The 25,385-nt window shown below is 53.1% G+C and carries 32 protein-coding genes, 1 pseudogene, 1 riboswitch and 1 other annotated feature; of the genes and pseudogenes, 21 read left to right on the top strand and 12 right to left on the bottom strand.

The features are described 5' to 3' along the window. Positions 1–9 precede the first annotated feature (9 nt). From NFS35_RS05955 to NFS35_RS05935, 5 genes are all read left to right on the top strand, one after another. Complete coding sequence (locus NFS35_RS05955) at positions 10–255, top strand: hypothetical protein (protein WP_016303720.1); 246 nt, start codon at positions 10–12, stop codon at positions 253–255. Further along, complete coding sequence (locus NFS35_RS05950; protein ID WP_022744993.1) at positions 245–448, top strand: cysteine-rich KTR domain-containing protein; 204 nt, start codon at positions 245–247, stop codon at positions 446–448. Before NFS35_RS05955 ends, NFS35_RS05950 begins: the two co-directional genes overlap by 11 nt. 379 nt (positions 449–827) lie before the next feature. Beyond that, complete coding sequence (locus NFS35_RS05945) at positions 828–1,211, top strand: RNA polymerase sigma factor (RefSeq protein ID WP_251206228.1); 384 nt, start codon at positions 828–830, stop codon at positions 1,209–1,211. Between the two features lie 138 nt (positions 1,212–1,349). Continuing rightward, positions 1,350–1,808 carry a sigma-70 family RNA polymerase sigma factor gene (locus NFS35_RS05940; protein ID WP_251206227.1) on the top strand — a complete coding sequence of 153 codons (459 nt, stop codon included), beginning with the start codon at positions 1,350–1,352 and terminating at the stop codon, positions 1,806–1,808. A gap of 5 nt (positions 1,809–1,813) precedes the next feature. Next, complete coding sequence (locus NFS35_RS05935) at positions 1,814–2,347, top strand: DUF5720 family protein (protein WP_251206226.1); 534 nt, start codon at positions 1,814–1,816, stop codon at positions 2,345–2,347. A gap of 46 nt (positions 2,348–2,393) precedes the next feature. Here NFS35_RS05935 and NFS35_RS05930 read toward each other — a convergent pair whose 3' ends face one another. Beyond that, positions 2,394–2,606 (bottom strand): helix-turn-helix domain-containing protein, encoded by a 213-nt coding sequence (locus NFS35_RS05930; RefSeq protein ID WP_016220459.1) that lies wholly within the window; start codon positions 2,604–2,606, stop codon positions 2,394–2,396. A 232-nt stretch (positions 2,607–2,838) separates the two neighbouring features. Between NFS35_RS05930 and NFS35_RS05925 the strand changes: the two genes are divergently transcribed. From NFS35_RS05925 to NFS35_RS05880, 12 genes and pseudogenes are all read left to right on the top strand, one after another. Continuing rightward, entirely contained in the window at positions 2,839–3,126 is a 288-nt protein-coding gene (locus tag NFS35_RS05925; protein ID WP_121708530.1) for a DUF3847 domain-containing protein, read from the top strand. Between the two features lie 72 nt (positions 3,127–3,198). Further along, entirely contained in the window at positions 3,199–4,401 is a 1,203-nt protein-coding gene (gene mobQ, locus NFS35_RS05920) for a MobQ family relaxase (RefSeq protein ID WP_330640041.1), read from the top strand. A gap of 9 nt (positions 4,402–4,410) precedes the next feature. After that, complete coding sequence (locus NFS35_RS29225; RefSeq protein ID WP_330640040.1) at positions 4,411–4,755, top strand: hypothetical protein; 345 nt, start codon at positions 4,411–4,413, stop codon at positions 4,753–4,755. Next, a complete protein-coding gene (locus tag NFS35_RS05915; RefSeq protein WP_251206225.1) occupies positions 4,752–4,922 on the top strand; it encodes a hypothetical protein in 171 nt (56 codons plus the stop codon). The genes NFS35_RS29225 and NFS35_RS05915 overlap by 4 nt, the downstream gene beginning before the upstream one ends. Then, the gene (locus tag NFS35_RS05910) at positions 4,903–5,295 is read left to right on the top strand and encodes a cysteine-rich VLP domain-containing protein (RefSeq protein ID WP_251206224.1); all 393 of its coding nucleotides are present in this window, start codon (positions 4,903–4,905) and stop codon (positions 5,293–5,295) included. Before NFS35_RS05915 ends, NFS35_RS05910 begins: the two co-directional genes overlap by 20 nt. Continuing rightward, a complete protein-coding gene (locus NFS35_RS05905) occupies positions 5,268–5,912 on the top strand; it encodes a phage replisome organizer N-terminal domain-containing protein (RefSeq protein WP_251206223.1) in 645 nt (214 codons plus the stop codon). The genes NFS35_RS05910 and NFS35_RS05905 overlap by 28 nt, the downstream gene beginning before the upstream one ends. Further along, positions 5,833–6,165, top strand: a pseudogene (locus tag NFS35_RS05900) (ATP-binding protein); the annotation flags it as partial. The gene NFS35_RS05905 and the pseudogene NFS35_RS05900, both read left to right, overlap by 80 nt. Beyond that, a complete protein-coding gene (locus NFS35_RS28950; RefSeq protein ID WP_275564662.1) occupies positions 6,163–6,270 on the top strand; it encodes a transposon-encoded TnpW family protein in 108 nt (35 codons plus the stop codon). The pseudogene NFS35_RS05900 and the gene NFS35_RS28950, both read left to right, overlap by 3 nt. 90 nt (positions 6,271–6,360) lie before the next feature. Continuing rightward, entirely contained in the window at positions 6,361–7,203 is an 843-nt protein-coding gene (locus NFS35_RS05895; RefSeq protein WP_251206222.1) for a PD-(D/E)XK nuclease family transposase, read from the top strand. A 133-nt stretch (positions 7,204–7,336) separates the two neighbouring features. Further along, a riboswitch (FMN riboswitch) is annotated at positions 7,337–7,486 on the top strand. Positions 7,487–7,628: 142 nt separating this feature from the next. After that, positions 7,629–8,279: an ECF transporter S component gene (locus tag NFS35_RS05890; RefSeq protein WP_251206221.1), complete on the top strand. Its 651-nt coding sequence runs from the start codon at positions 7,629–7,631 to the stop codon at positions 8,277–8,279. Between the two features lie 510 nt (positions 8,280–8,789). Continuing rightward, the gene (locus tag NFS35_RS05885) at positions 8,790–9,641 is read left to right on the top strand and encodes an Rpn family recombination-promoting nuclease/putative transposase (protein WP_251206220.1); all 852 of its coding nucleotides are present in this window, start codon (positions 8,790–8,792) and stop codon (positions 9,639–9,641) included. Between the two features lie 63 nt (positions 9,642–9,704). After that, positions 9,705–10,637 carry an aminoglycoside phosphotransferase family protein gene (locus tag NFS35_RS05880; protein ID WP_251206219.1) on the top strand — a complete coding sequence of 311 codons (933 nt, stop codon included), beginning with the start codon at positions 9,705–9,707 and terminating at the stop codon, positions 10,635–10,637. Positions 10,638–10,691: 54 nt separating this feature from the next. On the opposite strand, the gene NFS35_RS05875 is transcribed toward NFS35_RS05880, so the two are convergent. Further along, on the bottom strand, positions 10,692–12,401 hold the full coding sequence (locus tag NFS35_RS05875; protein WP_251206218.1) for a proline--tRNA ligase: 1,710 nt from the start codon (positions 12,399–12,401) through the stop codon (positions 10,692–10,694). A gap of 58 nt (positions 12,402–12,459) precedes the next feature. Continuing rightward, positions 12,460–12,698: a binding site (T-box leader), on the bottom strand. On the opposite strand from NFS35_RS05875, the gene NFS35_RS05870 reads away from it, so the two are divergent. Next, positions 12,697–13,197, top strand: coding sequence for a His/Gly/Thr/Pro-type tRNA ligase C-terminal domain-containing protein (locus NFS35_RS05870; RefSeq protein WP_251206217.1), 501 nt, complete (start codon positions 12,697–12,699; stop codon positions 13,195–13,197). It overlaps the preceding feature by 2 nt. Here NFS35_RS05870 and NFS35_RS05865 read toward each other — a convergent pair. From NFS35_RS05865 to NFS35_RS05825, 9 genes are all read right to left on the bottom strand, one after another. Further along, positions 13,194–13,757, bottom strand: coding sequence for a GNAT family N-acetyltransferase (locus NFS35_RS05865; RefSeq protein WP_251206216.1), 564 nt, complete (start codon positions 13,755–13,757; stop codon positions 13,194–13,196). The two genes, NFS35_RS05870 and NFS35_RS05865, sit on opposite strands and share 4 nt — an antisense overlap. A gap of 96 nt (positions 13,758–13,853) precedes the next feature. Next, positions 13,854–14,897, bottom strand: coding sequence for a helix-turn-helix domain-containing protein (locus tag NFS35_RS05860; RefSeq protein WP_251206215.1), 1,044 nt, complete (start codon positions 14,895–14,897; stop codon positions 13,854–13,856). Positions 14,898–15,010: 113 nt separating this feature from the next. Continuing rightward, positions 15,011–15,547, bottom strand: a complete 537-nt coding sequence (locus NFS35_RS05855) for a hypothetical protein (protein ID WP_251206214.1) — start codon at positions 15,545–15,547, stop codon at positions 15,011–15,013. Next, a complete protein-coding gene (locus NFS35_RS05850; protein ID WP_251206213.1) occupies positions 15,531–15,668 on the bottom strand; it encodes a hypothetical protein in 138 nt (45 codons plus the stop codon). Before NFS35_RS05850 ends, NFS35_RS05855 begins: the two co-directional genes overlap by 17 nt. 259 nt (positions 15,669–15,927) lie before the next feature. Continuing rightward, complete coding sequence (locus NFS35_RS05845; protein WP_251206212.1) at positions 15,928–17,913, bottom strand: ABC transporter permease; 1,986 nt, start codon at positions 17,911–17,913, stop codon at positions 15,928–15,930. Positions 17,914–17,982: 69 nt separating this feature from the next. Next, positions 17,983–18,750 (bottom strand): ABC transporter ATP-binding protein, encoded by a 768-nt coding sequence (locus NFS35_RS05840; RefSeq protein ID WP_251206211.1) that lies wholly within the window; start codon positions 18,748–18,750, stop codon positions 17,983–17,985. 418 nt (positions 18,751–19,168) lie between these two features. Further along, positions 19,169–20,176: a sensor histidine kinase gene (locus NFS35_RS05835; protein WP_251206210.1), complete on the bottom strand. Its 1,008-nt coding sequence runs from the start codon at positions 20,174–20,176 to the stop codon at positions 19,169–19,171. Continuing rightward, positions 20,173–20,280, bottom strand: a complete 108-nt coding sequence (locus NFS35_RS05830; RefSeq protein ID WP_251206209.1) for a DUF3781 domain-containing protein — start codon at positions 20,278–20,280, stop codon at positions 20,173–20,175. The genes NFS35_RS05835 and NFS35_RS05830 overlap by 4 nt, the downstream gene beginning before the upstream one ends. 66 nt (positions 20,281–20,346) lie before the next feature. After that, positions 20,347–21,018: a response regulator transcription factor gene (locus NFS35_RS05825; protein WP_251206208.1), complete on the bottom strand. Its 672-nt coding sequence runs from the start codon at positions 21,016–21,018 to the stop codon at positions 20,347–20,349. Between the two features lie 433 nt (positions 21,019–21,451). On the opposite strand from NFS35_RS05825, the gene NFS35_RS05820 reads away from it, so the two are divergent. Next, positions 21,452–22,291 carry a LytR/AlgR family response regulator transcription factor gene (locus NFS35_RS05820; protein ID WP_251206207.1) on the top strand — a complete coding sequence of 280 codons (840 nt, stop codon included), beginning with the start codon at positions 21,452–21,454 and terminating at the stop codon, positions 22,289–22,291. A gap of 75 nt (positions 22,292–22,366) precedes the next feature. Further along, on the top strand, positions 22,367–23,017 hold the full coding sequence (locus NFS35_RS05815; RefSeq protein ID WP_251206206.1) for a sensor histidine kinase: 651 nt from the start codon (positions 22,367–22,369) through the stop codon (positions 23,015–23,017). Between the two features lie 18 nt (positions 23,018–23,035). Here the strand turns inward: NFS35_RS05815 and NFS35_RS05810 are convergent, their stop codons facing one another. Next, positions 23,036–23,257, bottom strand: coding sequence for a hypothetical protein (locus tag NFS35_RS05810; protein WP_251206205.1), 222 nt, complete (start codon positions 23,255–23,257; stop codon positions 23,036–23,038). A 238-nt stretch (positions 23,258–23,495) separates the two neighbouring features. Between NFS35_RS05810 and NFS35_RS05805 the strand changes: the two genes are divergently transcribed. After that, complete coding sequence (locus NFS35_RS05805; RefSeq protein WP_251206204.1) at positions 23,496–25,331, top strand: ABC transporter ATP-binding protein; 1,836 nt, start codon at positions 23,496–23,498, stop codon at positions 25,329–25,331. The last annotated feature ends 54 nt before the right edge of the window (positions 25,332–25,385 follow it).

Raw genomic sequence — 25,385 nt, 5'->3', positions numbered from 1 at the left:
GAGGACAAAATGATTAAAGAAGTAAATCGGGCTTGCGAAAAGTTGAATGGTAGATTGGGGATTTCCGTAGAACTTCCCAACCCGAAAAAGAAAGCGTTAAAAACGGCTGCGGCTTGTAACTTAGTTGTCGGTGCTGGTCTGGTGGCGGCAGGAATCCTTTTCCCGTCAAAATCTTGTGCGTTGTTGGGCGGCATCAGCGTTATCAGCAGCGTTGTACTGCGAAAAGAAAGCAAGCATAAGAACCATGAATCATGACGGGAACGAGCAATTCAAATGGTTATTATGCCCTGTTTGCGGAAGCAAGACACGCATTAAAATGCGGTCAGACACAGAGCTTCGGAATTTCCCGCTGTTCTGCCCCAAATGTAAGCAGGAAATGATAATCCACGTAAAAGATTATAATGTATTAGTTATCAAAGAGCCAGACGCACAGACGCAGAGCCGGTAACATTGAGCAAATTCACTCATTGTTATCGGTTCATTTTTTTATAAGCCGTTGCTCTTTTAACTCTTGAAGGTATAACATTTTTTGACTTGTAGACAACAGCGGTTTAGATGGGAGCTGTTATGATACAAGTTATCTATAAATGTGAACTGACACAAAATATATTACTGTCAAAAAAAGCATATTAGCCAGTTGGGAACACCCTGACAGCAAATGCGAAATTTGTCATATTCTAACTGAATACCGTATCTTATGCGTCCGAATGGAATTTAACCATCCGGGCGCTTTTGTTTTCTTGGGAGGTGCACACGCTCCCCACTGCCACTCTCCGCCTCACTCCGTTCAGAAATCTTTGCAAAAAATCTGAAGGTCGGAAAGGAAGATGGAAGTCACCATCAACATAGACGGACAAGCACTGTCCGTGGAGGTCACAGTCGAAGTATATGAGTACCTGGACAGAGCCGACCACAAGGAAGAAAACCTTGCCCATGAGAAGCGGAGGCACTGGGACAGCCGGGAGTTTGACGAGTACATAGTCCTCACCGAAGGGCGCTCCTGCTACTACCAGACACCGGAACAGTGGGTATGCAGGAAAGAAACCCTGCTGGAGATTAAGGCCGCCCTTGCGCTCTGCACCGAGGCGCAGCGCCGCCGGTTCCTGCTCTACGCATTGGAGGGTTTGAGCTATGCCGAGATTGCCGGGCTTTGCCGCTGCTCCAAAGCTGCCATACAGGACAGCATTGAGGCGGTACGGAAAAAAAATTAAAAAATTTTTCTGATACAGACCCTACGATTGGCCGATTTCGGGCTAACCAGTGAAGGGAACTTTTTCCCTATCACATTATCGGAGAGGACAGGCAGGAAACCGCTGCCTGTCCTCTCCACATTTTAGGAGAGATTAGCCATGAAAACAATCAACCTGAAAAAGTATTATTACCCGCTTTTTGTTACAGACACATTTATTGAGGTATCGGACGAGGTGGCCGAGGCTCTGCTGTTTATGCGGAGGGAGGAAAACAACCTCACCCATAAAATCTGGTATCACAAGGCGTACTATTCCCTTGACTGTGAGGACGGGATTGAAAACTGTGCCTTTGATTTTACCGCCAAATCCCCAGAGGAGATTCTGCTGGAACAGGAGGAAGAACAGCTTTTCCTTGCCACACTGGAACATCTGTCCGAAGCTATGAATAGTCTGACGGACATACAGGCGAGGCGTATCCATGCCCGCTACATGCTTGGCAAAAAACTGATTGAGATTGCCGCAGAAGAAGGCGTAAGCGTATCCGTGGTACAGCAGACCGTTAAGAGCGGCTTAAAGCGAATGCGAAACTATTTTGAGAAAAAGAAGTGGAGGGAATGAGGCAAATGAATTTTAACAAAAGCGAACTGGAAATGCTCTACCAGTATGCCGCACCAACGAAGGAAGAAACCCTTGCCGGGCTGAAAGAGATTGTGCCAGTTCTGGAAAGGAAGGACGATTTACTCTCAAAAGTGATTGTCGAGAATACCATACGGAAACTGGAAAAACTGGCAGAGCCGGAGTGCAGCCGCTTTATTGCGGATAACCGGGCCGCCTTTATCGAAAAGCGGGATAATTCTATCCGCCAGAGGCTTGCCGCCACCAAAGCCGGGAAGGGGGAGCCGGTTCTGCAGGGGCATGACCTGGCAAGCATGGAGCGGTTCCTGCCGGAAACAAGGCACATGGTAACGGTGGATATTTTGAACAGTGACAGCCCGGTGGGATTCCCCGGAGAGCGATACCGCTTTTTCCTCTCTGATGAAGGCTATAAAAACGCCAGAGCCAGTGAGAAGCGGGGAGAAATCAAAATCAGGAACCATGCCGCTGTTATGGCCGGGAAACTCTATCCGGACAAGAGGCCACCGGCGCAGGAACGGTGAAGGCAACAAAAAAGAGGCTCCGCAAATCCAAGTCCGCATTGCCCCTTTAGTCCGTATCTTCGTCTGGTACATACTCCATGATGTCCTCAATACGGCAGTTTAGAATCCGGCACAAGTTGTTAAGAATCATGGTTTTGACAACCATGTTTTTCCGCAGCCGATGAAGCTGTGCTTTATCTATGCCGAAATCCTTGATTAGTCTGTACTGGCTTATCTCCCGCTCTTTGAGGGTAGACCAGAGCCGGTCATATTTAATCATGCTGTCAGCTCCCTTCCCTTGTATTTTAACTGTCAGCAAGCCTTAATCATATGGTGCGTGTATGCTCCCCTTTATATGCTAAATTGGAATATAAAAAGCGATTATCAGAGAATACAGACAGCAAAGGGGGAACGGAATCACTTCATGCAAAAACAGTAACAATAAATTTTTTATTATACGAGGCAACCGGAAACGGCTGTCTTTTTTACCGCCCGAAAGGAGGTGACTGCAAATGCCAGATATAGGCAAGCTTAAAAGCCAGCAGGAAAAAGTAAAGACGGAAATCCGCCAGTTGGAGAACCGCCAGAAGATTCTCCTGAACCGGAAAACGGACGCAGAGCGGAAAGCCAGGACACGCCGCCTGATTGAGCATGGGGCGATTCTGGAAAGTATCTTCCCTGCCACTGCCGCCATGACCGGCGAGGAAATCAAAGCATTTTTATCCGCCATTTCCCGCCTGCCGGAAGTCATGCGACTGCTGAAAAACGAGCCTGAAAGCCAAGGTATGCAGCAATCTTAGAAATCCAACGGCGCACTTATACACCGTTCCGGTGCGTGCGCCCTGCCGGGGGCGTGGCGTCCTCTGGACGCAATGGGGAGCTACACTCCCCAAACCCCTTGTGCGCTCCGCCGGAAAGGACACCCGCCCTGCGTCTGCCCTTTCCAGCGAAGCCAATCTATCCTACCCGAAAGGAGGCGAACAACCATAGCCATCTTCCATATGCCCGTTCAGATTATCAAGCGCAGCAAGGCCAAGTCTGCCGTAGGCGCTGCCGCTTACCGGAGCGGAACGAAAATGACCAACGAATGGGACGGGCTTACCCATGATCACACCAGAAAGCGGGGCGTTGTCCATTCTGAGATTATCCTGCCACCCCATGCCCCGCCGGAGTACCAAGACCGAAACACCTTCTGGAACAGCGTGGAGATGGTTGAAAAGACCAGTGACGCACAGCTTGCCCGTGAGATAGAGATTTCCCTGCCGGTAGAGTTGAACCGTGAAGAACAATTACGGCTTGCCTGCTCTTTCATCAGAGATACCTTTGTCGCTGCCGGTATGTGTGCGGATTTCTCTATCCATGACAAGAAGGATGGCAATCCCCATTTCCATGTCATGCTCACCATCCGGCCGCTAAAGGAGGACGGACAGTGGGGAGCGAAATGCCGGAAGGTCTACGAACTGGACGAAAACGGCCAGAGAATCCCCAACGGCAAAGGCGGCTGGAAGAGCCACCGGGAGGACACCACCGACTGGAACGACAAGGGAAATGTAGAGAAGTGGAGGGCTGCCTGGGCTGCCTACGCCAACAGAGCGTTGGAGGCTGCTGGCAGGCCGGAACGGATTGACCACCGCTCCTACGAGCGTCAGGGCATTGACAAGATACCTTCCATCCATCTGGGCGTTGCCGCCAGCCAGATGGAGCGGAAAGGCATTGCCACAGAGAAGGGAAACATCAACCGCCAGATTGCCGCCGACAATAAGCTGCTGAAAGAAATCAAGGCACGGATTACCCGGCTCTATAAATGGACGAAAGAGCAGGCAGAGAAACCGGAAGGAAAAGACAGTATCATGGCGCAGCTTTATGAGGTGCAGCTGTCAGCGGGGAAACCCGGCTCCCGGTATGGGAAGATAAGGAACCTGAAAGAAAGCGCCGCTTTGTTCAATTTCCTGAACGGCAACCACATCACTTCCATGGAGCAGCTTTATGAAAAAGTGGCCGCCATGAACAAAGATTACTATTCCCTGCGTGGGAAGATTGTCACCGCCGAGCGGCGTATCAAAGTGCTGGACTAACATCTCTCCATGTGGGAGAAATATGAGAGGAACAAAGGAACCCGCCGCCAGTTCGACAAGATGAAGCCGGGAAAGAAAAAGGAGCAGTTTGAGCAGAAGCACAGTGCGGAACTGGCATTATATGAGGCCGCTGTCCGGTATCTGGAAAAGCTGAAAGCCAACGGCGAAGAAATCACCCCGAAGAAATGGCAGGCCGAGGCCGACCGCCTGAAAGCGGAGAAATCGGTGCAGTACCAGAAAATGAAATCCATGCGGGAGGACATCAAAGCGGTGGAGAACCTGAAAAAGACAGCGGAGCAGTTGGCCAGGACGGAAAATGAACCGGCCAGAAAGAAGGAGGAACAGGAATTATGACACAGCAGTTTATCATCATGACAATCACTATCACCGTAAAGATACCCGTGCCGCCCACGCCGCCAGCGCCTACGGGGGCGAAAGCGCCGGAGCCGGTTTTCCTTTTCAGGGAGGGGCAGCCGCCTTTGTGCCGCTGTAAGGTGAGATATGGGAAACAGGCGGCATGAGCGAATCCCGTCCATGGACTACCGGCAGTACCGCAGGGCGAGGCGGCTGGTGCGTGAGTGCTGCAACTACGACAACGGCCAGTGTATCGTGCTTGACGAGGGGGACGGGTGCGTCTGTGTCCAGAGCATTTCCCACTCCCTGCTCTGCCGCTGGTTCCGTGCGGCGGTGCTGCCTTTAGACCACCAGCTGGAAACGGCCCTTTACCACCGGCCGGAAAGCAGGCGGTGCAGCGAGTGCGGCGCTCTTTTTCTGCCCGGCTCTAATCGGGCGAAATACTGTAGGGAATGTGCCGTTCGTATGAAGCGGAAACACGCCGCAGAGCGCAAACGGAAACAACGGCGGCCATGTCACGCTTTAGCGTACTCCTGCTGAATGACTGCCTGCCCCATACCGTGCAGACCATAGCCACCTTTACCCGGCATCAGGTAGGAACGGTGGAGCGGGCTTTGAAGATATTCCAGGAGTTCGGCCTTGTGGAGATACTGACGGACGGAGCCTATTACATGAGCGACATCCAGCTGCTGATCGGCCAGTCCTCCAGCGAGGGGGAGCGGAAGAAAAAGGAGCGCATGAGGCTGAAACGCCAGAACCTGCTCCCGTCCGGGGAAACGGACATTTGTCCGTCCAATGGCCGGGTGGACAAATGTCCGCCTATATTAGAGTATAGAGATAAAGAGATTAGAGATAAGAGTATAGAGAATAGAGAGGGGGATATGGCACACGCCTATGGGAGATACCGGAATGTGTTTCTATCTTCCGCGGAACTGGCAGAACTCCAGACGGAACTTCCCTCTCTTTGGGAACAGTACATTGAGCGGCTGTCCGAGTACATGGAATCCAGCGGAAAAGGATATAAAAACCATGCCGCCACAATCCGGCGCTGGGCGAACGCCGACAAAAAGAAAGAGGAACCGCCTGCCCGGCGCGTTTGCCGAGGACAGGGCGGCCTTTATCGCCAGCCTGGACGATTACAGCCTGCTTGTCATTGATGATTTAGGAGTGGAGCGCAGTACCGAGTATGCCATGGAGCAGATGTTCACCGTCATTGACAGCCGATATCGGAGTAAGAAGCCGTTGATTGTCACAACAAACCTGAAACTGGAAGAAATCAAGAACCCGCCAGACCTTGCTCACGCAAGGATTTACGACCGCATACTGGAACGGTGTGCGCCGATTCTTTTTTCCGGAAAGAATTTCCGGGAGGAAGGAGCCAGGGCGACCAAAGCGGCGGCGAAGGAGATTGGCCAGACTACTTACATTGTGCGGGTTCATTTCAGCAAGACCAGCAGGGAAACCATGAGCGACAAAATCAAGCGTATGCTGAAAAATGAGATACAGCAGATGTAAAAAAGCGATAACGGAAACAGGCCGGGAATCAGAAATGCGCGACGCTATGCGTCTGCTCCCGGCTTGTAAAATCAGGAGGTTTATGGTAGTATGGAGATACGAAAACAGAAGGGAAAGCAGGTGGGAAGATTGACAGTGACGGAACAGATCGACCAGAAACATCAGGAAGATTTACAGAGGCTAAGAGGCTTTCGCCTGCTTGATGATGATTTCTTCACAAAGTGTTTTGAGGGGGATACGGCAAGCATAGAACTGGTATTGCGGATTGTGCTGGAAAAGCCGGATTTAAAGGTGCTGGACGTCCGCACCCAGGTATTTGTGGAGAACCTGCTGAACCGTTCAGTGAGGTTGGATATCCTGGCTACGGACAGCACAGGGGCAAAACTGAATGTAGAAGTACAGCGCTCCGACAAAGGAGCCGGGAGAAAAAGGGCAAGGTACAACAGCAGCATGATGGACGCAAACCTTTTGAAGAAAGGCGAGGACTTCGACAAGCTGCCGGAAACGTGGGTAATCTTTATCACAGAGAATGACGTAATGGGAAAAGGGCTGCCGCTCTATCCGATTGAGCGGTGCTTTTTAGGAACCGGGGAAAGATTTGAGGACGGTTCGCACATACTGTATGTAAACGGCGCTTACCGCAGCGATACGCCAATCGGGAAGTTAATGCATGACTTCTCCTGCACAGACGCAGCGGATATGTATTATGGGACACTGGCGGACAGGGTGAGATTTTTCAAAGAGAGCAAGGAGGGAATCGAGATTATGTGCCGTGCTATGGAAGATATGAGGAATCAGACATTGAAAGAAGGAATGATAAATGTTGCAAAGAAAATGCTGGAAGATGGGACAATAACGCTTGAAAAGATTGCGGAATTTGTTGGCCTTTCAGTTGATGAAGTGAGAAAACTGAAAACAGACCAGAATATGTAAAGGGCACTAATGAGCCAGGAATCTAAAAAACAGGTTCCTGGCTCTATTTTTTTGCCCTGAAATGTAATACCCCAGTTCGGTATTGACACTTTCCCTTTCCGGTGTTATAATCCTTTCAACAATTGAATAGCAGCAATGTCTTCAGGGCAGGGTGACCCCCACGGAGCGCGACCACTCCGTGCGCGGGAATTCCCGATCGGCGGTGACAGTCCGCGGGTGCGCAAGCACGGGGTTCGGTGAAATTCCGGAACCGACGGTATAGTCCGGATTAAAGAAGGTGTATTGAGATTGTCAGAAGGATTCTGACTGATTTTTGCACACTTTTTTCCAAATTGCTCTGTTGACATTTCGATACACCTTAAAAAATGGCACCTGAAAGGCATTCCCATGCTTTCAAGTGTCAAATTTTTTAAGGAGGTATTCCCATGAATCCCAGCAACACAAAGAAACTCACAGCCACAGGCATGCTCTGCGCATTTGCCTTCGCCGCCGCAGTGGCGAGCCGTGTGCCCCTGGTGCTCTTCCTGAAGTATGACCCCAAAGACGTGGTCATCGCGATTGGCGGGTTCCTCTTCGGCCCCCTCAACTCGCTGGCCATTTCCGTCATCGTCTCCGTGGCGCAGATGCTCACCGTCAGCGGGACAGGCATCCTGGGCTGCGTCATGAACATCATTTCCAGCTGCTGCTTTTCCTGCCCCGCGGCATTCCTCTACAAAAAGAGACGCACGCTGTCCGGCGCCATGGCGGGCCTCTTCTGCGGCTGCGGGTGCCAGGCGGCGGCCATGATGCTCTGGAATTATCTGATTGCGCCGATTTACATGGGCATCCCCAGGGAAGCCATGGCCGAGCTGCTGCTGCCGGCGTTCCTGCCCTTCAATCTGATCAAAGGCGGATTGAACGCGGCAATCACCATGCTCCTCTATAAGCCTTTCGTCACTGCCCTGCGCCGCGCCAACCTCCTGGAACCGGCACACAGCCCGGAGAAGCTGCGGCTCAACACCGGAGTCGTCCTGACGGCGCTGTTCCTGATCGTCAGCTGTGTATTGCTGATACTTTCCATTCATGACGTAATCTGAGCCAGGATGCGGCGATTCGGGACATGGCGGAAAAAGGATGTTGAACGCAGCATCCGGAACAAGCGCACTCTCAGACAACCGCTTGCCTGCCCGCCCCGGCAGGCAAGCAAGAGGATAAAAATGGAAACGCAACGTGAAAAATAAGGCATGGTCATCAATAAACATCTTCCTCTCTGCGGCAGAAGCCTGCAGTGGTAGAATTCCTGCATTTACAGCAGCTTCCATATATGATAAAATACAGATATCCAGTTGATACTATCAGAACGGCCTTTCCTTCCAGCAAATATTAGGAACTGTCAGAAAATAACTGATGCAACTTGTTTAGACGAAAGCCCGGAAATACAAAGAAAACGGCTATAAACTCGCATCAGTTATTTGTAGACAATTCCTTACCTCCGGCGGGCCCGGACGGCGGGACTGCCGTTTTGTCCGGCCTGTATGCAGGACTCCATGGCCGAATAGAAGAATCCCGTACAAAAGAACGATATGACAAGTAAGGGAGAATGTTGTATGGCAAAAGGAAATACGATACGACGCAGCCACAAAGACACGGTCTTCAATGATCTGTTCTCGGATAAGCGCAACGCGCTGTCCCTGTTCAACGCCCTGAACGATACGGATTATCAGGATGCCGACAGCCTGGAGGTTGTTACGCTTTCTGACGCAATCTACATACACGGGAAGAACGACGTATCCGTATTGTTCCAGAACCAGCTGACACTTTGGGAGCACCAGAGCACCTTGAACTACAATATGCCCTTACGAGGACTGATCTACTATGCCCATAACATCGACGGGATATTGGAGGCCAGGGGCATGAAGCTGTATGGAAAGAAACTTGTGAAGATTCCCGCCCCGGATTATTATGTGTTCTATAACGGACGGGAAGACGCGCCGGACAGACAGGAGCTGAAGCTCTCGGACGCGTTCCTGGTTCCGAAAGAGGGCTATGAGTGGACTGCCCATATGCTGAACATCAACCGAAACGGCAACCAGAACCTGCTGCAGCGCTGCCCCGCTCTGAAAGGATATGTGGCGCTCATACAATATGTCCGGGAATACCAGAAATCGGGGGACAGCCTGCCCGAAGCCATGGACAAGGCCATCGACAGATGCACCAAGGAAGGGATGCTGAAGGAGTATCTCCTGAAAAAGAAAGCGGAGGTGAAGCTTATGTTGCTTACGGAATTTGATGAAGAAGCGTTCGCGGAGACCATGCGGGAAGAAGGGCGAGAAGAAGGGGAAAAGCGCCTGAACCAGCTCTATCTAAAACTGGTTGAAGAAAAAAGAGGCAGCGACCTGGAACGGGCCGTGCGGGATAAGGTTTTCCGTGATACGCTCTTTGAGAGATACGATTTGTAATTTTCTCCGCGAAAAGCTCCCTAATGCCCTGGAGAAAGGAACAGACATGGAAGGAGAAACCACATGCCGCAGCTGAAATTCGTCTCCAAGGAGCCTATAGACAAGGGCTGGTCTTGCGACAAAAAATATCGCGCCGTCACCGCAGATGGAAAAAAGTACCTTTTGCGCATCACGCCTTTTGAGAAAAGCGCCTCCCGGGCGGATATGTTCCGGATGCAGCAGAAGGTTGCGGCTCTGGGAATCTCTATGTGCAGGCCAGTGGAATTCGGCCAGTGTGAAGAGGGCGTCTATATCGTCCAGACCTGGGTGGACGGTATAGACGCGGAAGCGGCCATGCCCTATCTCGCGGACTCTGCCCAGTATGCCCATGGCCTGGAAGCAGGCAGAATCCTGAAGACCATCCACTCCATCCCGGCTCCGGCAGACCAGCCAGACTGGGAGACCCGGTTCAACGATAAGATAAACCGTAAAATCAGGATGTACAGAGAATGCCCGCAAAAATTCGATGGCGCTGAAGACCTGATAGCCTATATAGAGGCGAACCGCCATCTCCTGGCGGGCAGGCCTCAGTCTTTCCAGCACGGCGACTACCATATCGGCAACATGATGCTGGAAGACGACAAGCTTGTAATCATAGATTTCGACCGCTTCGATTTCGGTGACCCCTGGGAAGAATTCAACAGAATCGTATGGTGCGCCCAGTGCTCTCCTCTTTTTGCCTCAGGCATTGTGAACGGCTATTTCGACAATCAGGTGCCGGAGGCATTCTGGCGGCTGCTGGCCCTCTATATCAGCAGCAACATGCTCTCCTCCGTCCCCTGGGCGGTTCCTTTCGGGGAAAAGGAAGTAGGGACCATGCTGAATCAGGCCAGAGATGTGCTGGACTGGTATCAAAATATGCGCAATCCGGTACCGTCCTGGTATTTCCGGGGATATCACATGCAGGAGATCAACGGAATACCGTACAATATCCGAAAGCCCACCGCAGGTTCCTGAAGCTGCCGGAAACGCCCAAAGCTCAGGGAATCCTGCAACGCGGCACAGGAAGCTTCACATTGCCGCCGACAGAATTTTCAGGATTTCTTCCGCTGCCGAATCCATAGAAACGCTGGCAGACAAGCTCTTATCCCTGGAAAGGATTTCAACCACATTTTGTTTCCTGTTCCGGGGGCTGACAATTACCCGAAACGGCGCCCCAATCAGGTCAGCATCCGAGAACATGACTCCGGCGCTGACCCGGCGGTCATCATATATGACCTCCACCCCCTTGCTTCGCAGTTCTTCGTACAACCTGTCGGCGTAAGCCCTGACCTCATCATCATCGGCGCGGACGGCGCAGAGATGCACCTGCCACGGCGCCACCGCCAAAGGCCATATGGGGCCGTGTTCATCATGATGGGCCTGGCAGATGGAAGCCGCAAGTCTGCCGATGCCGATACCATAGCATCCCATGACCGGATACCGGGCGTCTCCATTGCTGTCGATATAAGTCATATTCATAGACCGGGTGTACTTGGTGCCCAGCTGGAAAATATTGCCCACCTCAATGCCGCGGCATACCCTGATAGCGGGCCTGCCGCAGCGGGGACAGACGCCGCCTTCCTGTATTTTGGCAAAATCGTGATACTCTGCGCCCTCGATATCACGGCTCATGTCCAGTCCGGTGTAGTGATATCCACTGACATTCGCGCCGCAGGAAAGATGGCTCATCCCTTCCAGAGAGCGGTCATACAGAATGGTGAAATCGCCGGCCAGGTTGACCGGCCCGATATATCCCGCGTTCAATCCGCTTTCTTCGGTAATGACCGCCGGATGCAGGTCATAGCCCAGATAATTCGTGAGCTTGGTTTCATTGACCTCTAAATCGCCGCGGATGAACAATACAATATAATGATCGTCGGAATTGCGCTGATAGACCACCGCCTTACAGGAATCCTTTTCCTCACAGTGCAGGAATTCGCACACGTCCTCAATCCTGTGGATGCCCGGCGTGTGCACCAATGTAAGATTCCGGGCAGCCTCATTTCTCCTGTTATGGACGATGCACTCTGCCGCCTCCATATTGGCCCGGTAATCGCATTCCGTACAGATGGCAATGGAATCTTCACCGATAGGGGTGAGCAGCATAAATTCGTGGGAAATGTTCCCGCCCATCATACCGGAGTCGGAAGCCACCGAAATGACCTCCGGCAAGCCCACTCTTGCGTAGATGCGCTCATAAGCCCTGTGGTATTTCCTGTAATAGTCCTCTAAATCCGCCTGACTGGTATGAAAGGAATAGGCATCTTTCATGGTAAATTCACGGACACGGATAAGGCCGGCTCTCGGCCTTGCTTCATCCCGGAACTTCGTCTGGATCTGGTACACCATGAACGGATATTTCGTGTAACTCTGCCCATAATCACGCACAAGATGGACAGCGGCCTCCTCATGTGTCATGCCAAGCACAAGAGGGCTCCCGCTGCGGTCGCGGAAACGGGCCATCTCCTGGCCGATGCTTTCGTATCTGCCGGACTCCTGCCAAAGGGATGCGGGCATGACAACAGGGAACTGCACCTCCTGCCCTTCGATGGCGTCCATCTCCTCGCGGATGATCTGCTCGATTTTTCTGGTCACCCTTTTTAACGGCATATAGGACGAAAAAATACCGTTTGCCACGTACTTCATATAGCCGCCGCGCACCATGAGGGCATGGCTGTCAATGACACAGTCTGACGGCCTTTCCCGAAAACGATCTCCTACAAGCTTTTCAAGTTTCATAAAGGATACCTCCATTTTTTGTCTTGAACACAAAAAGCCCTAAGCCGACATTTTATCAGCTTAGGGCGAACTAAACATAAGTCCGTGGTACCACCTAAATTCGGATATGATCCGCGCTCTCCGGCACAGGAAGAGACTCCGATGCCATATCTCTGTAACGGGAGAACCCGGTGAAGCTTACTGCTATTTCGGCCCACAGCTCAAAGATGGGTTGGGCATCCTTTCCATAAAGGCTCGCACCGGCCGCCTTCTCTCTGAAAATCCAGGATGCTTACTACTTCTTATCATAGCTTTTGTGTTCGTTTTTTACGTTATACCACAGAAATCAAGGGCTGTCAAGAGTCTATCCTTTGACGAAGCCACAAAGGAAAAGTATATCCCATACATCATTGAATCCACTTACGAGCTAGACCGCATCGTACTGGCGCTGCTGTTTGAAGGCCTGCATAAGGAAGAGATTGGAGATTCTGACAGTCGTGTCGTTCTTAACATCAGGCCGGCCCTTGCGCCAATCAAGCTCAATATACTGCCGCTGAGCAAAAAGAGGCACGCCGGGAAAACGAAAGAGCTGTACGCGATGCTGGCCCCACATTGCATGGCACAGTACGAAGAGTCCGGCAGCATCGGAAAGAGATACCGCAGAGGAGACGCCATCGGGATTCCCTATGCCATTACCGCAGATGACGCCACCCTGGAGCAGGGAACCGTAACCATAAGGGACAGGGACACCATGGAGCAGCGCGTCCTTCCGGTAAGCGAACTGGTTCCTTTCCTGGCGGATCAGTCTTTGTTCTAATCCCCTGCAGCGTCCTCTCTCAGAACGTACTCCAGATAGCGGTCCTCTTCCGTGTCGATGAAACTGTCCACGATTCCTTCCGCATCCGAACATCCCATGCGGGCATAAAAGGCAATGGTGTCGCGGGAGGGAACCGCTGAAATGAAAAGCTTATCCGCTTTCCTGTCTTTGGCGCACAGGCATATCTGTTCAAACAATTTCTTCCCGATGCCCTGCCTCTGCCACTCATCGTCCACGAAGAGCATGGTCAGGTTCGCATATTCCTTATCTCCCATGCCTTGCAGCATACCGTCCAGGGCGGCGAAGCCCACCAGCCTGCCGCCCGGTGAGAAAGCTCCCAGGACAGCGCCACCTCTGCCTGACTGCCGGCACAGATACCGGGATAACCGGATTCTCTTCTCCTCGCTCCACTGGCGGAGCTCGTCCGTCTTTCTTAATTTGTATCCGTTTCCGTCTTTTACATATTTCTCCCTTATCTTCTGCTCATGCCTGAAATCTTTCAGCATATCGGAATGTATCTGGGAATGTGTTAAAACTTTTATCGCTATTTCGTCATTCATTTTCTGTCTCTTCCTCCACGCAATCTTGGAAATTTTCAACGCATGGGTTTTCTTCCTCTCCACCATCCTGTACCCATTCATGCAGCCTGACATGAATCAGTCGTTTTCCTCTGTGTCCCTGCGCCGCTTCAGCCGCTCGATCTCCCGCTTCTGCGCATCGATGCTTTCCCCGGAAAAGGTATTGTACTCCTCTTTCAGGCACTTGATGATGCGCTTTCTGTCGGCAATGGCGGCGTCGAAATCCCCCAGCAGTTCATGCACCTGGGCCATGGAGTACAGGCCGTCCGCGATCCTGGGCGGCTCCTGCATAGAAAAGCTCCTCTCATAATCCGCCAGGGCTTCCTGGTATCTGCCCAGTTTCCGGAATCCGTCCGCCCTGTCGCAGTAGGACTGCCATCTCTCCGGGAAATGCTCCACCGCCGCGTTCCAGTACTCCAGCGCTTTCTCCGGATTCCCCCTGCCGAACATCACATCGCCCATATAGACATCATACTGCTGTGTCTTGGCCGCGGTGCGGATCTGCTCGATGTAGGGAACCGCTTCGTCAAACCGGTCATCGTCCAGCATATTTTCGATGATTCCATAGAGCCCCCAGTAGTTGCCGGGGTTCTTTTTCAGGAAGTCCTTGAAATATTCTATGACCTGGAAATGGTTGTCGTACCATTCGTCCCCGCAGACTCCGCCCTCCGCCTCCAGGAACGCCACCCAGCCGCTTTTTTCCCGGGGATCCAGCTCCAGCACTTTCTTGGCGTACTCGCTGGCCGTGTCATGGTCGCTGGCGGCTCGGTGGTTGTACAGATAGGCCAGGCAGCTGTAGGCCCGGACATTTTTCGGCTGGTTTTTCAGCACGCCCTCCAGGAACCTGACGCAGTGGTCGAAGGTCTCCGGGGGAATCCGGCGCTCGTGCCAGAACATATTTTCGATGCGTTCGAATTCCGCCTCGTCGGAGAGCTGGAACAGCTCGTCGATGGTGACCCCGAAGAAGACGGCGATGCCCGGCAGCAGCCCGATGTCCGGCACGCTGGCCTGCGTCTCCCATTTGCTCACGGCCTGGGCGGACACCCCCAGGTACTCCGCCAGCTCCTCCTGCTTCACTTCCTTTTCCAGGCGCAGGTTCTTAATCTTTTTCCCGATATCCATGTGTATCTCCTCCATTCAACTGTCGATTGATTTTCTTTTTTCTATCAGCTGATGGATTCAGTATATATCAGATATCCGGGATGCGCAATCGAAAGGGATTCTACTTCATTCCACTACCGGTTGAACGTCAGGGCGTCTTTACCGTCCCAGTCCGGCGGCAGGCACACGCTGTTGAGCTCCACGGTGCCGGAAAAGTCCTTATAGTCCACCATGATATAATTTCCACCGCTTTTCAGGCGCAGCTCTGTCTCAAAACGTCCCTCCTCGTCCGTCTCCAGCACCACCACCGCTTCGTTCATCCGGATTCTCACCTCGGCCTGCCCCCTGTCCGCCAGAATCCGCCCATACACCCGGAGCCTGCGGGACTCTGTGGAGCCGCCTCCGAATATCACGTCCCGCCCGGTGTCGCCATTGCATTCCGCCAGATAGCTTCCCGTGTAGGCATCGTCCCCGCAGACCCGCTCTCCCATCAGATCCCCGTCCCCGGTAATCTGGGAAGCTCCCAGATTTGAAGCCAGACCCTCCAGAAATTCGAGGCATGTTTCCGCCTCCATGTTCCGGATGCCGCAAGCCGTGAGCAGCGGCAAAATCACCAGCACAAGCGACAGCACAACACCCGGCAGGACGGCCGCCCTATTCCGCTTCCCCATCTCTTTTCCTCCTGCGGCGGATGTGCCGTCTGACGAGGAGCACCGCAAACAGCCCCAGGATAATGGCGCGTTTCAGCTTCCTTTTCCTCATTTCCTTTACTTTTTCTCTCTCACTCATCATTTGTTTCCTCCTTAATCTTCTTGATTTCATATTTATAATATCGAAATAAAGTTTAATTTCCATCGTTTCCCAATTCTCCCGAATCCAGGTTCCATCTTGCTTTTCATAAACCGGCAGGCCTAAGACAGCCGCCAGAAGTCAGGCAGCCGCCGATACCCTCTCCCCTTTCGGATGCCGCCAATCAAAAGCAATATCCCTTTGCATCTTTCGCCTCATCATAACTGCCCTGCGCTCCTTCCCCTGTCTCCGCGCCGTTTGCCTATCTGCTGACGATACGGTAGTAAGTCTTCGCCGTCAGGCCGTAAATCATCACATACATCCCCGCGAACACCAGGAAACAGATTGCCGTGCAGGCCACATACAGCCTCGTGTCCAGCATATTGAACAGCTCCAGCAGCCTGGAAATCATGGGAAAAGCCGCCGCCACATGAATCCCCGCCACCATGAGGGGCAGGAAAAATACCGTCAGCACCTGGGAATGGATGGAAGCCTTCACCTCATCCCTGCTCATCCCCACCTTCTGCATGACTTCGAATCGATTCTTGTCGTCATACCCTTCGGAAATCTGTTTGTAATAGATAATCAGCACCGTGGCAATGACAAAGAGCGTCCCCAGAAAGATACCGATGAAGAAAAACCCTCCGTACACCCCTAAAAAAGACGTCCTGGCTTCCGCCTTCCCCTCCACCGAAGCCGATATCTGGCTCTGGGAAAGCCGCTCCCGCAGGGCATTGCAGAAAGCATTCTGCTCCTCCCTTTCGGCCTCCATATCGAAGCCATAGACCTGCCTGATCTCCCCTGCATACTGTTCCAGAATCGCCTTCTGCTCCTCATAAATCTCCTGGAGCGCGTCCACATCCGGAACCACGATGAAGTATGTGCTGGCTATATTCGCCGCCACGATACCGTTCCCCACAAAAGAGTCCAGCCTCCCCTTCACCCGGTATTCCCTGTCCATCAGCCGAAGGGTGGGAGAATCGAAGTCCCCCCGGTTGGAGTACAGGAAAATCTCCCCATCCTCCAGCGTCCTCTGCTCTCCCATGGACGCATTGTAATCCTCAAGGGTGATCAGGAACAGGTTGTTGATATCGTCCAGGACATCTAGGGCATACGCCTTTGAGACTACAAATTCATCATCATCCCGCAGGGTGGGAAACGCCAGATAGCGATACACCGTCTCCCGCTCCCCCTGCGCTCCCAGCTCCCGGCGCAGGGTCCGGACGGCCTCCACGCCCTCTGGGTTCCCCTCCGGGCCGCCGGGCGAGAAATACACCATGACATCCGCCGGATAGCGCTGCCCGATGGCGCCCTCCATCCCCACCATCAGGGAGGTGGTGGAAGACACCATCACCAGCACCATGGTGGACAGGATACAGATGTTGGCCAGCCCCACCGCATTCTGCTTCATGCGGTAGATCATGCCGGACACGCTGACGAAATGCTTCGTCCGGTAATAATACCTCTTGTTCTTCCGAAGGCTCTTCAAAAGCGCGATGCTCCCGGCGGTAAAGAGCAGATACGTCCCAACGATGACCAGGATCACCGCCACGAAGAACAGCACCAGGGAAGCGATGGGATTTTTCACAGTCAAGGCGATATAGTAGCCCCCCGCCAGCACCAGCACTCCGGCCAGCGCCAGGAACCACTTCGTCCTCGGCTCCTTCTCCCCCACATTCCCCGCCCGCAGCAGCGCGATGGGATCCGTTATATGGATCTGCCTCACGGCCCGGAGGCAGATCAGCAGGAAAATCACCGCGAACAGAGCGAACGTGCCCCGGATGGCCTCAAAGGACAGGAAAAAGCCAAAGGGGCTTTCCCCGCCCAGCACTTTGTTGATCACAAGGTACATGGCCTTGTCCAGGGCTATCCCCAGCCCCAGGCCTAAAACCAGGCTGATCAGGGCCGTATAGACGCTCTCCCAGGCCAGCACCCTGGAAATATGCTTTTTCTCCATGCCTAATATATTGAACACGCCGAATTCCTTTTTCCTGCGCTTCATCAGGAAACTGTTGGTGTAGAACAGGAATATGAACGCGAAGATTCCTATGACACAGCTTCCCAGGAACATGGTCTCGTTCAGGTAAGTGGAGCCTACCATGTTGCCCAGCCCCGGATTCAGGGACAGGGACTTGACGATGTAGTAGATGGCCACCGTGAGGATACAGGTGACGAGATACGGTGTGTACGTTTTACCGTTTTTCCTCATATTGTCTGATGCTAATTTCAGATAAAAGCTTCTTTTCATTTCATAACCTCTCTTCATGCCTCTGTTTTCGACTCCGCAACGCAGCATTATACAGATTCAGGTTCGGCCTCAGGCCCCTTTCATGTTTCCGGTGGCCAACAGCGTCAGGGTGTCTGAAATCTTCTGGTAGAACTGCTCGTTGGTGCTGTTCCCTTTGTAAATCTGGTGGAACACCTCGCCGTCCTTGATGAACAGCACCCTGCCCGCGTGGCTGGCCGCCTTTGTGGAGTGGGTCACCATGAGGACGGTCTGGCCGTCCTCGTTGATTTCGTTGAAAATCCGCAGCAGGCTGTCCGTGGCCCGGGAGTCCAGCGCCCCTGTGGGTTCGTCCGCCAGCACCAGCTGGGGGTTGGTGATCAGGGCCCTGGCCACTGCCACCCGCTGCTTCTGGCCGCCGGAGATTTCGTAGGGGTATTTCTCCAGGAGCTCCTGGATGCCCAGTTTCCGGGCAATGGGCTGCAGCCGCTCTTCCATCTCTCTGTATTCTTTCCCGCCCAGCACCAGGGGCAGAAAGATATTGTCCTTTACGGAAAAATTGTCCAACAGGTTGAAATCCTGGAACACGAACCCCAGATTATTGCGCCGGAAAGCCGCCAGTTCCTTCTCCTTTATCCCGGAAAGGCTCTTGCCTCCCAGCAGCACCTGGCCGCTGGTGGGTTTGTCGAGAGCCGCCAGGATGTTGAGCAGCGTGGTCTTGCCCGATCCGGACTCTCCCATGATGGCCACATACTCTCCCTCCTCCAGGTCAAAGGACACATTGGCGAGCGCCTGCACCTGGTTGCCGCCGAAGCGGGTGGTGTAGATTTTCTTAAGGCTTTGTGCCTCTAATAATGCCATGGTTTCTGATCCTCCTAACTTTATTTCAGGTCTGATTTTTAGCACTGTTTTATGTTTATGGGAACATTATACCAAAGGATAGAAGAATCCAACATCGAAATGGGTGACATTTTCTACTGACGATGTGACATTTTTGTAAGGCAAAGCTTTCCTGATTGCTGTGATTTTCCTGGGTTTTGCCACCGTCAAGGGCAATACCTATGAATCCTCGCGGGACAGAATAATGCAGAATATAGCCATCTTCTTCAGGATGATATGACACTCCCATGCAGGAGACGTATGCGGGCGGGTACCGGGGGCAGATGGTACAGTCCATCCGCAGCATGTTCAACGCCACTTTCAAGACCAATCCCTGCCCGGGCAGGACATTCCTCACAGGAATCACACGTATCAGCAAAGAATCTATCCGTACAAGCCTTCACTCCACCCAAAGCGTATCCGAATGCAAATCGATGGAAACCGTTGTCCCCACGCCCACCGCAGACTCCACGCTGATTTTATGTGACAGTTTCTCCGCAGTCAGACGGCACAGATAAAGTCCGAGTCCTGTGGATTTCTTGTCCGTCCGGCCATTGTATCCCGTAAATCCCTTCTCGAATATCCTGGGCACATCCTCCGGCGCGATGCCGATACCGGTGTCCGCAATCTCCAGCACTTTCTCCGGCGTCACCCGGATGGTCACGCTTCCCTGCGGGGTATACTTCACCGCATTGGACAGAATCTGCTCGATGATGAACAGCAGCCACTTCTCGTCCGTCAGCACTTTTACATCCGCAGGCTCATACTTTATCCCAATCCGCCGCCTGATGAACTGCGGGGCATACTTGCGGATTGCCTGCCTGACTATGCTGTCCAGTTCATACTCCCGGAACAGAAAATCCGTGGAATCGCTGCCCAGGCGCATCCAGTTCAGCGCCATCTCCACATACTGCTCCACCCGGAACAGCTCCGCCAGAAGCTCCCTGTGTTCTTCCGTATCCTCTCCCTGCAGCCTCATGCGCATGACGGAGATAGGCGTCTTGATCTGGTGCACCCATGTGGTGTAGTAGTCCATGCTCTCCCTGCGTTCATTCTGCCAGCCATTTAAATTTTCACTAAATACCGCATTCAGTTTCCGCAGCATCTCCTGATAATCTTCCTCCGCAAGCGTTGCGGGATTTGGCAGTTCATCCAGCAGAATCTCCACATTTTCCAGGATTCTGCGCCTCTCCCGATGTTCCATGAGATAATTGCGAAACCTGCCCGCCAGCAGCACTGCCGTAAGCAGACAGCAAAGCCCTGCCGCATACATCACCGCTTCCAATTCCAGATTATACAGGGAAAAAATGGCCAGAAAGATAAGGCAATATACAAGGAACATCATCCCTGTCTTTCTGTATTGCCATAAAAATCTGACCAGAATTTGATACCATTTTTCTTCTTTCATCCACGTCTCCCTAACGTTTCATCCGAACTGCGAATCCTCATACTCCCCAGGTCAGTTGTGTGCAGCCTGTCCAAATTTTCCAGCAGCGTATTTGCTGTTTCCATTCCTTTCTCTCCTCACCTTTAACCCGTTTCCTCCCAAGTTGCTCCAAAAAGCAGAGAATGCCCGCTTTACTCCACAATATACCCTTGTCCTACTTTCGTGGCAATGAAATCCGCAAGCCCCGCGCCCTCCAGCTTCTTCCGCAGCCTGGTCACGTTCACCGTCAGGGTGTTCTCCTCCACATAGGAATCCATCTGCCACAGCCTGGTCATCAGCGTGTCCCGGCTGACCACTTTTCCTTTGTTCTCCATCAGCGTCTGCAGAATGCGGAACTCGTTCTTCGTCAGTTCAATCCGCTCCCCCTCATAGGTCAGGGAAGCACTGTTCAAGTTCAGCACAGCCCCCCTGTGCTCCAGCATCGGGACTTTCCCGGCCATATCGTAAGTCCTGCGCAGCAGAGCCTGTATCTTGGCGGTCATCACCTGCAAATCCACCGGCTTTGGGATGAAGTCGTCCCCGCCCATGTTCATGGCCATGACAATGTTCATATTGTCGGAGGCCGAGGAGATGAACACCACCGGCACATTGGAAATTCTGCGAATCTCGCTGCACCAGTGGTAGCCGTTAAAGAAAGGCAGCATGATATCCATCAGCACCATATGAGGGTCATATTCCGCAAAAGCGGGAATGATATTCTGGAAATCCCTGACGCACAGGCACTCGTTCCCCCAACTTTTAATCTGCTTCTCCATAGCCTCCGCCATCGAAAAATCATCCTCTACAATCATAATCCGATACATATCTCCACGCCCCTGTTCCAGGATTTTCCACAATATGGCATGCCCTTCCTACTCGTATTTTCTGCTACAGCCGTATTTCACGGAACCTATACTGCTTAACGATTTCACTTGCCGCGAGACCGGACTGCATAACGCTGACTGGTCCAATCCCACGATTACATGAGACAGTATTCAGCATTATGCAGTATATTGTATAATAGATGAAAGCGAATTGCAAGATTCTGCCAGTTGAAAAAGGCAAATTGATACACTTAAAATCAAAGATTCGTCCCCTTGACATTGACCAGCGTCAAGTGATATAGCAGTTTCCTGGAAAAATCCCCGGGCGGCGGGTTCAACATGGCCCTGGAAGCCCGGAAATCTCCGCATTGCCGCCCCGGGAAGAATGTGCTACAATGAATAGGCACGAAACTTCCCGAAAGGCGGTGACTTCATGGCTTTCCGTATCGCTGTATGCGACGATGAAGAAGAACAGCTCCTGTCCCTGACCAGCCTCCTCTCCAAGTGGGCCGGCCGTTCCGGGCTTTCTTTGGATGTGCGCACATTTCCCTCCGCGGAGGCGTTCCTCTTCGCCTATGAGGAGGACAGCGCCTGCGATATCCTCATACTGGACATCGAGATGAAAGATATCTCGGGAATGGAGCTGGCCAGGCGCATCCGAAAAGAAGACAGGCATGTAGAAATCCTCTTCGTCACCTCCCACTTTGAATTCATCAGCGAAGGCTACGAAGTGGATGCCCTGCATTACCTGACAAAACCCGTGGCAGAGGAAAAGCTGTACGCTGTCCTGACGAAAGCTGTGGACAGGCTGTCCACAGAGCCGCCCTCCCTGATCATCAGCTGCCAGGGAAAAACCATCAAGCTGTATGAGGCGGACATCCTGTATGTGGAATCTTTCCTGCACTATATATCCATCCATACAGTCCCCCATGCATCCGGGCGTGTCTCCTCCTACGACAGTCCGGGGGGTTACAACGCATCCGGCAGCCCCTTCATGCGGCAAGGCTCAGGAATCCCCCATAAAACGATTACAGCCAACCCGGGCCCGCAGGAGTACAGGATAAAGGAAAGCATCTCGGCCTTTGAGAAAAAACTCAGCGCCGACTTCTTCCGCATCCACCGGTCCTACCTGGTCTCCCTGAAGCACATCACCCGGATTTCCCGCACCAGCGTCTCACTGGATTGGGACATGGAAGAAAAGCATTCCATTGAGCTCCCTCTGGCAAGGGGAAAATATGACGAAATCAACGAAGCTTTCATCCGAAGGAATTAAGGCGCAGGAATCCACCCCCAAAGCAAAGAACCCGCCCCAGTCCCGAAAGGACACCGAAAGCCATTGGAGCATAATATGAGAAAGAAAACCTATCTAAAGCTCACAGAATACCAGACAGAACAATCCAGGCAGCACTTGGGCGAGGTACAGAGCATCTATCAGGAGATGCGCGGCTACAAGCACGACTTCCACCACCACCTCCAGACCCTGAAAGGCCAGCTGGAGGCCGGCGAGACCAAAAGGGCCCTGGCCTACATCGAACAGCTTGACCGTCAGCTCATGAATGTGGACACTCTGTTAAAGACCGGAAACGTGTCCCTGGACGCCATCCTGTCCGCTAAAATCGCCCAGGCCAAGGGGGCAGGCATCGCCGTCAACGTGAAAGCCAATGTCCCCGACCACCTCCTGCTCTCCGACCTGGAACTCAGCATCCTGGTGGGAAACCTCCTGGACAATGCCATCGAAGCCTGCTGCGCCGCGGAAGGCGAACGGTTCCTGCGCCTCTTCATAGGCATGAAAGGCAAAATGCTCTACTTTTCCATGCTGAACTCCGCCGGAGCCAGGCTCTCCAAGAAAGGCCGCCTGTTCTCCTCCCGCAAAGAAGGCCTCCACGGCTTCGGTCTGCGCCGGGCGGATGCCATCCTGAAAGAGCACGGCGGCTGGTGCAAATACAACAGCGAGGATGGGGCTTTCACCTCCGAGTTCCTGGTTCCGGCCATAGAATAAGTTCGCCCTTTGCCGCCCCTATTCCACCGTTTTTGGGCACCGGCCTGTCCCGGAATGCATGCCATTGATGAATTCCTCCACGTTCCCTGCCCCTGCCGCCAGCAGCAGCCACTGGTTCAGCACATCCATATCTGTCTGGGTATATATGGCCTCTGCCTTTTTCTTCTCTTTTATGCGCTTTTCGGATTCCCAGGATTTCATATACGCAAGCCCCACTTCCCTGTCAGCCTTCACTTCCATCACCATCTCATGCAGCCTCGCCAGCTCCGCCGGGATAAACTTACAAAGTTACAAAAGGCAATTCGTGCCCTGTCAAAAGCAATTCGTGCACAGTCTGTTATTCCGCGCCATTCTGCGATAAAATAAAAGAAACAAACTGCCACAGCGCCTTTTCCCGGACAGCCCAAAATCATCCGGCAGATCTGCCCGCGAAAAACCGTACAGCAATCGCAGAATCAAAAGACAGGAGACGACACATATGAAAGAAAACAGAAAAACAAAAGTCAGGCCCTACCGTTCCACCCTGGACAACGCCCTCTGGAGCTTCCGGGAAATCCTCAGGAAAGCGCCCGTATGCTTTCTCCTGATGGCGCTGGAGGTGCCGCTGAGCGTATGCCTCTCCTACACGGAGGTCTATCTTCCCTCCCTTGCGGTGGCCCTGGTCACAGGAGGGGCCTCCCTGCGCCATATGGCCCTCAGGGTAGGCCTGGTCATCGCGGTGATGCTCCTGGCAAGCGCACTGCGCACCTTTTGCGAGAAGCTCTCCGAAACCTATTACCTGTCAGAATATAGTTTCTACAAAAACGTGGATTCGGACAGGAAGTCCATGACCTGCTTTTTCCAGGACTACGAGAGCAAGGATATCCGGGACTTAAGCGACAGAGCCGCCAGGGCCACACAACGGTGGAACGGAGTGCTGCCTGTGGCAGACGTGCCCAGACGAAGCATGAAGCTGATAGAGAATGTCCTCTGCTATCTCCTGTTCGGATCGGTGATTTCTTTCGTCAGTCCCCTGCTGGTGCCGATTCTGACCATCGCTCCCATAGTCAACTGGCTCTGCGCCAGAGCCTACCGGAACTGGGAGTACGCCCACCGCGATAAATGGACCGACATCGACCGCAGGCTGTGGTATGTCCAGGGCGAGACCGCCGATTTCAGGGCAGGCAAGGACATCCGCATCTATGGCTGCGCCGGATGGTTCAGGCAGGTCTACTCCGACCTGTGCTCCCAGCGCTCTTTCTGGAACCGACAGCTTGTCTGGAGAAGCTTCCTCTCCCGGATAGCAGACCTGCTCGTCATCCTGCTGCGGGACGGCGCCGCCTACGCGCTGCTAATCGAAATGACGCTTCAGGGAGAGCTTACCGTGGACAGATTCCTCCTGTACTTCTCGGCTATCTCCATGTTCGCCTCTTTCATCGGCAATATCATGACCGAGTGGAGCGGCATCCGCTCCACCAGCCTGAACCTCTGCGATTTCCGCCAGTATCTGGATCTGCCGGAGCAGGACGGCACCGGGGAGACAGACGCAGAGCCCTATCTCCACAGCGCCCCCGAAATCACTTTCGAGCATGTCTCTTTTCGCTATAAGGGCGCCGAAACCGACACCCTGACAGACTTAGAGCTGACCGTGAAGCCCGGCGAGAAAGTGGCTCTGGTAGGCTTAAACGGCGCGGGCAAGACCACCCTGGTAAAACTCCTGTGCGGACTTTACCTGCCCACAGAGGGCGACATCAAAATAAACGGCGTCTCTTTCCGGAAATTCCGCCGGAAAGACTATTACCGCCTGTTCTCTCCCGTGTTCCAGGATGTGCAGACCGGGTTCTTTACCCTGGCGGAGACAGTCTCCGGACAAATCAGGGGCAGCACGGACTTTACCCGGGCCGAAGAGTGCATGAAGCTGGCGGGGCTGGGCGAAAAGCTCTCCTCCCTCCCCCAGGGCATCCACACCAGGCTGGACAAACAGCTCTATGCGGACGGCATCGATCTCTCCGGCGGCGAAGCCCAGAAACTGATGCTGGCCAGGGCCCTCTACAAGGACGCGCCCATCCTGGTGCTGGATGAGCCTACCGCGGCCCTGGACCCCATCGCCGAGAACCAGATCTATCTGCAGTATCAGGAAATGACAAAGTCCAAGACATCCCTGTTCATCTCCCACAGACTGGCCTCCACCCAGTTCTGCGACAGAATCCTCTATCTGAAAGACGGGCGGATCACGGAGGAGGGAACCCATCAGGAACTGGTAGCTCTGGGAGGCGAATATGCGAGCCTCTATGAAAAGCAAAGCTGCTGGTACAAGTGTGAGAAGGAGTTCTAGGCACCATCTTATTTCTATTGTCCTGTACAGCTATTATGAATAAAATGTTACGAA

This window comes from Acetatifactor aquisgranensis (genome assembly GCF_943193215.1).
In the GTDB taxonomy this organism is placed as follows: domain Bacteria; phylum Bacillota; class Clostridia; order Lachnospirales; family Lachnospiraceae; genus Acetatifactor; species Acetatifactor aquisgranensis.
The sequence above is the reverse complement of the archived record's forward strand: the minus strand, read 5'-3'. Positions and strand labels throughout refer to the sequence as shown.

Coding starts and splice junctions, on each gene's coding strand:
- NFS35_RS05910 (WP_251206224.1), top strand. CDS start 4,903: ATGGGAAACAGGCGGCATGAGCGAATCCCGTCCATGGACTACCGGCAG.
- NFS35_RS05955 (WP_016303720.1), top strand. CDS start 10: ATGATTAAAGAAGTAAATCGGGCTTGCGAAAAGTTGAATGGTAGATTG.
- mobQ (WP_330640041.1), top strand. CDS start 3,199: ATGGGGAGCTACACTCCCCAAACCCCTTGTGCGCTCCGCCGGAAAGGA.
- NFS35_RS05850 (WP_251206213.1), bottom strand. CDS start 15,668: ATGATGAGTGAGAGAGAAAAAGTAAAGGAAATGAGGAAAAGGAAGCTG.
- NFS35_RS05880 (WP_251206219.1), top strand. CDS start 9,705: ATGCCGCAGCTGAAATTCGTCTCCAAGGAGCCTATAGACAAGGGCTGG.
- NFS35_RS05875 (WP_251206218.1), bottom strand. CDS start 12,401: ATGAAACTTGAAAAGCTTGTAGGAGATCGTTTTCGGGAAAGGCCGTCA.
- NFS35_RS05905 (WP_251206223.1), top strand. CDS start 5,268: ATGTCACGCTTTAGCGTACTCCTGCTGAATGACTGCCTGCCCCATACC.
- NFS35_RS05815 (WP_251206206.1), top strand. CDS start 22,367: ATGAGAAAGAAAACCTATCTAAAGCTCACAGAATACCAGACAGAACAA.
- NFS35_RS05865 (WP_251206216.1), bottom strand. CDS start 13,757: ATGAATGACGAAATAGCGATAAAAGTTTTAACACATTCCCAGATACAT.
- NFS35_RS05820 (WP_251206207.1), top strand. CDS start 21,452: ATGGCTTTCCGTATCGCTGTATGCGACGATGAAGAAGAACAGCTCCTG.
- NFS35_RS05890 (WP_251206221.1), top strand. CDS start 7,629: ATGAATCCCAGCAACACAAAGAAACTCACAGCCACAGGCATGCTCTGC.
- NFS35_RS05915 (WP_251206225.1), top strand. CDS start 4,752: ATGACACAGCAGTTTATCATCATGACAATCACTATCACCGTAAAGATA.
- NFS35_RS05945 (WP_251206228.1), top strand. CDS start 828: ATGGAAGTCACCATCAACATAGACGGACAAGCACTGTCCGTGGAGGTC.
- NFS35_RS29225 (WP_330640040.1), top strand. CDS start 4,411: ATGTGGGAGAAATATGAGAGGAACAAAGGAACCCGCCGCCAGTTCGAC.
- NFS35_RS05895 (WP_251206222.1), top strand. CDS start 6,361: ATGGAGATACGAAAACAGAAGGGAAAGCAGGTGGGAAGATTGACAGTG.
- NFS35_RS05845 (WP_251206212.1), bottom strand. CDS start 17,913: ATGAAAAGAAGCTTTTATCTGAAATTAGCATCAGACAATATGAGGAAA.
- NFS35_RS05935 (WP_251206226.1), top strand. CDS start 1,814: ATGAATTTTAACAAAAGCGAACTGGAAATGCTCTACCAGTATGCCGCA.
- NFS35_RS05835 (WP_251206210.1), bottom strand. CDS start 20,176: ATGAAAGAAGAAAAATGGTATCAAATTCTGGTCAGATTTTTATGGCAA.
- NFS35_RS05830 (WP_251206209.1), bottom strand. CDS start 20,280: ATGGAAACAGCAAATACGCTGCTGGAAAATTTGGACAGGCTGCACACA.
- NFS35_RS05810 (WP_251206205.1), bottom strand. CDS start 23,257: ATGGAAGTGAAGGCTGACAGGGAAGTGGGGCTTGCGTATATGAAATCC.
- NFS35_RS05860 (WP_251206215.1), bottom strand. CDS start 14,897: ATGGATATCGGGAAAAAGATTAAGAACCTGCGCCTGGAAAAGGAAGTG.
- NFS35_RS05930 (WP_016220459.1), bottom strand. CDS start 2,606: ATGATTAAATATGACCGGCTCTGGTCTACCCTCAAAGAGCGGGAGATA.
- NFS35_RS05840 (WP_251206211.1), bottom strand. CDS start 18,750: ATGGCATTATTAGAGGCACAAAGCCTTAAGAAAATCTACACCACCCGC.
- NFS35_RS05855 (WP_251206214.1), bottom strand. CDS start 15,547: ATGGGGAAGCGGAATAGGGCGGCCGTCCTGCCGGGTGTTGTGCTGTCG.
- NFS35_RS05885 (WP_251206220.1), top strand. CDS start 8,790: ATGGCAAAAGGAAATACGATACGACGCAGCCACAAAGACACGGTCTTC.
- NFS35_RS05805 (WP_251206204.1), top strand. CDS start 23,496: ATGAAAGAAAACAGAAAAACAAAAGTCAGGCCCTACCGTTCCACCCTG.
- NFS35_RS05950 (WP_022744993.1), top strand. CDS start 245: ATGAATCATGACGGGAACGAGCAATTCAAATGGTTATTATGCCCTGTT.
- NFS35_RS05925 (WP_121708530.1), top strand. CDS start 2,839: ATGCCAGATATAGGCAAGCTTAAAAGCCAGCAGGAAAAAGTAAAGACG.
- NFS35_RS05940 (WP_251206227.1), top strand. CDS start 1,350: ATGAAAACAATCAACCTGAAAAAGTATTATTACCCGCTTTTTGTTACA.
- NFS35_RS05825 (WP_251206208.1), bottom strand. CDS start 21,018: ATGTATCGGATTATGATTGTAGAGGATGATTTTTCGATGGCGGAGGCT.